Source organism: Brevundimonas sp., assembly GCF_036399195.1.
GTDB lineage: Bacteria > Pseudomonadota > Alphaproteobacteria > Caulobacterales > Caulobacteraceae > Brevundimonas.
Map to the genome: position 1 here is coordinate 1 of NZ_DASWNO010000108.1, position 3,012 is coordinate 3,012.

General features: G+C 70.4%; 4 protein-coding genes and 1 other RNA gene. 1 reads left to right on the forward strand and 4 read right to left on the reverse strand.

Features of this window, described 5'->3' with window-relative positions:
* From VGB60_RS05175 to miaA, 4 genes are all read right to left on the reverse strand, one after another.
* A partial coding sequence (locus VGB60_RS05175; RefSeq protein ID WP_331037198.1) for a C13 family peptidase occupies positions 1–666 on the reverse strand: 666 nt, incomplete at its 3' end.
* Between the two features lie 57 nt (positions 667–723).
* Positions 724–1,215, reverse strand: coding sequence for an SspB family protein (locus VGB60_RS05180; RefSeq protein WP_331037199.1), 492 nt, complete (start codon positions 1,213–1,215; stop codon positions 724–726).
* Between the two features lie 81 nt (positions 1,216–1,296).
* Positions 1,297–1,659, reverse strand: a transfer-messenger RNA (tmRNA) gene (gene ssrA / locus VGB60_RS05185).
* A 2-nt stretch (positions 1,660–1,661) separates the two neighbouring features.
* On the reverse strand, positions 1,662–2,543 hold the full coding sequence (gene miaA / locus VGB60_RS05190; protein WP_331037200.1) for a tRNA (adenosine(37)-N6)-dimethylallyltransferase MiaA: 882 nt from the start codon (positions 2,541–2,543) through the stop codon (positions 1,662–1,664).
* A gap of 73 nt (positions 2,544–2,616) precedes the next feature.
* Here miaA and VGB60_RS05195 point away from each other — a divergent pair.
* Positions 2,617–3,012 (forward strand): iron-sulfur cluster assembly protein (locus VGB60_RS05195; protein ID WP_331037201.1); only part of this gene is annotated, 396 nt, incomplete at its 3' end.

The following is a 3,012-nucleotide window of genomic DNA, read 5'->3' on the forward strand; positions in this document are numbered from 1 at the left end:
CTGTTCCTTGCTGGCGACGCAGGCCCGCGCCCCTGCGGCGAGAGCGAGGAAATCCGCGGCCGTCGGCAGGGTCTCAAGCACGCATCCGTCGAACCACGGATAGCGCTCGCCCGCCCCGCAGCCGAACGAGGAGCGCGTGCGACTGGCGGCGGTCAACACCATCCGGTTCGGCGCCTTAAGCCCCTCGACGAAGATGCCGGAGTAGCAGGCGGAGACGATCACCACCGTCGGCCGGGCGCCGCAGGCCCGGCGCACGATGTTGACCATCATGTCCGGGGTCATCGGGGCGGCGTCGCCGAACACCATGGATGTGGGGGAGCCGTGCGAGGTGAAATACAGCAGGCAGCCGGCCTGCCCGCGTCCCGCCGTTTCGGTCAGCCCGTCGACGATGTTGGAGGCGGTCACCTCGATCATCCCGGGCGTCGGCCGCAGGCTGTAATCGACCATGGTTTCGCGCGGCAGGCCCGCCGCGAGGAAGGCTTCGACCAGATCGCGCCGGGCGTTGTCGAACGCTTCGATCGGTCGGCCCCGTCCGTCGCGCCAATCGGCCGAGACGAACAGCGACGTCCAGTTGTCGAACCGGGTCGGGGCCGTCGGGCTCTGGGCCGCCGCCGTCGCCGACACCGCTAGCCAAAGGCCCAGCGCGATGATCCATCCTCGTGCCATAACCGCTCTCCACCCCGGATGACCGAGGTTAGCCGACATCGGCGAGAGGGGAAGGGCCTACTTCTTCCGGAACTGGTCCAGCGACACGACCTTGGGTCCGTCGTCGCCGCCATCCGAGGGCGGGGGGGCGGCGGGTGCGGCTTCCGCGACCTCCGCGGCGATTTGCTCGACCGTCGCGGGCGCCTCGAACTGCAGCAGGAACTGCACCGACGGGTCGTAGAACCGCGTCACCGCCGTATAGGGCATGGCCAGCACCTTGGGCATGCCGCCGAACTTCAGCATCACCGAGAACCGGTTCGGCTCGACCTTCAGGTCCCAGTACTGGTGCTGCAGCACGACCGTCATCTCGTCCGGATATTTGGCCATGATGTCGGGCGGGACGCTGACGCCGGGCGCGCGGGTCTTGAAGGTCACATAGAAATGGTGGGCCCCGGGGATGCCCTCGGGCATGGCGGCGCGCTCCAGCGCCGCTCGGATGACGCCGCGCAGGGCGTCCTGCGCCAGCTGCTCGTAGTGCATCTCGTCGACTGGCGGGGTCTCGTCGGCCATCGGGTCCCTCGGCGTTGCAGTCGAGGGTTTAGACGCGCGGGCCCGCGGGCGAAAGACGGCGAGAGGGTAAAGCGGGAGGAAAGTGCCGGGATTCTGTTGCCAGGCTCCCGGCGGGCCCCGCCTGAGGAACTGATCCCCCAGGACTTAAGTGTTCGAAATCACCCGAACCGCTTACGCGGCGAGAGCGACTTCTCCAGCGAAGTTATCGTTCGCAGTTAGAAAATGGCCCGATACGGTGGGCCAGGACGAGCGAAAGCAGTCTTCTTTACACGTCCGTCGATGCTAGTCGGCCCCGCACCGCCCGCCGATACACGGGAGGAAATGGTGGAGCCGCCGGGAATCGCACCCGGGTCCGGTCCGCTTATTACAAGCGCGTTTATCGCCATAGTCCGGGCGAACCCGAACAGGCTCAATATAGGGCAAGGAGCCCCGGTTTCCAAGGCGCGTCAGGCGAACCCGGGATGCCGCGGCCAGTCCGGCGTCTGGTTCCGGAACCAGGTCAGCTGCCGCTTGGCGTAGTTCCGGGTGGCCTGGCGGGTGCGCTCAATCGCGATTTCAAGGCTGATCTCGCCGGACAGGGCGTCGGCGAACTCCCGCACGCCGACCGCCTTCATCGCCGGGAGCGCCGGATCCAGCCTCCGCGCGACCAGCGCCTTCACCTCGTCCAGCGCGCCCTGATCCACCATTCGCCCCACCCGCGCGTCGCAGCGGGCGTAGAGGACTTCGCGGGCCGGCTCGACCACCAGACCCGTCCATGATCCCTCCGCCAGCATCGGCCGTGTGTCGGCGGCCCAGTCGGAAAGGGCGCGGCCGGTGTGCTCGGCGACGGCCCAGGCCCGCGTCAGACGCTGGCGGTCCCCCGCCTCGATCCGCGCCGCTGCGTCCGCATCGATCTCCGCCAGCCTGCGCCGGAATTCCGGCTCGCCGAGCATGCCGAAGGCTGTCGCGGCTGCGTCCCGAACCGGATGCGGCACCTCCGGAATATCCGCCAAGCCCTTGGTCAGGGACGTGAAATAGAGACCCGTCCCGCCGACGATGACCGCCGTCCGTCCCTGCGCCGCCAGCTCGGCCAGCAGCGGCCCCACGGCGCGGCCCCAGCGGCCGACCGACCACGGATCGGCGGCGTCCGCCACGCCATAGAGCCGGTGCTCCGCCGCCGCCTCGTCAGCCTCTGAGGGTCGGGCGCTCAGCACCCGCAGGTCCGCGTAAAGCTGCTGACTGTCGGCGTTGACGACGACGGCGCCGGTCTTCTCCGCCATTTCCAGCGCCAGCCGCGACTTGCCCGAGGCGGTCGGCCCGGCGATCAGCTGGATCAGGGGGTGGGACAATTGGCGCTCGCGGGCAGGGGGCGTTCGGCGATAGAACGGGAGCTCCGCCCCGGCAACCCGCCCAGGACCCGCCTTGCCCGACCGTTCCGCCGTGCTCGCCGCCCTTGATGCGGTCATCGACCCCAAAAGCGGCCGCGGGCTTGCGGCCGCCGGGCTGGTGCAGGGGCTGGTCGTCGCCGACGACCGCGCCGGCTTCGCGCTCGAGGTGGCCGCAGGGGACGCCGCCCTCTACGCCCCGGTCCGGGACGCGGCCGAGGCGGCTCTCAAGGCGCTGCCGGGCGTTGAGCGCGCCTTCGTGGTCCTCAGCGCCGAGACCGCGCCCGCCGCGCCCCCGCGCCGCGCCAGCCTGTCGCCGCAGGCCGTGGATCAGGGCCGCCCGAAGGCGCCGGTCCCCACCGACCGCCCCGCTCACGTCCGGCGCGTGCTCGCGATCGCCAGCGGCAAGGGCGGCGTCGGCAAGTCCACCGTG

What these genes read in the sequence shown, in the direction of transcription:
- VGB60_RS05180 (WP_331037199.1), bottom strand. Translation starts at nt 1,215, where the DNA reads ATGGCCGACGAGACCCCGCCAGTCGACGAGATGCACTACGAGCAGCTG.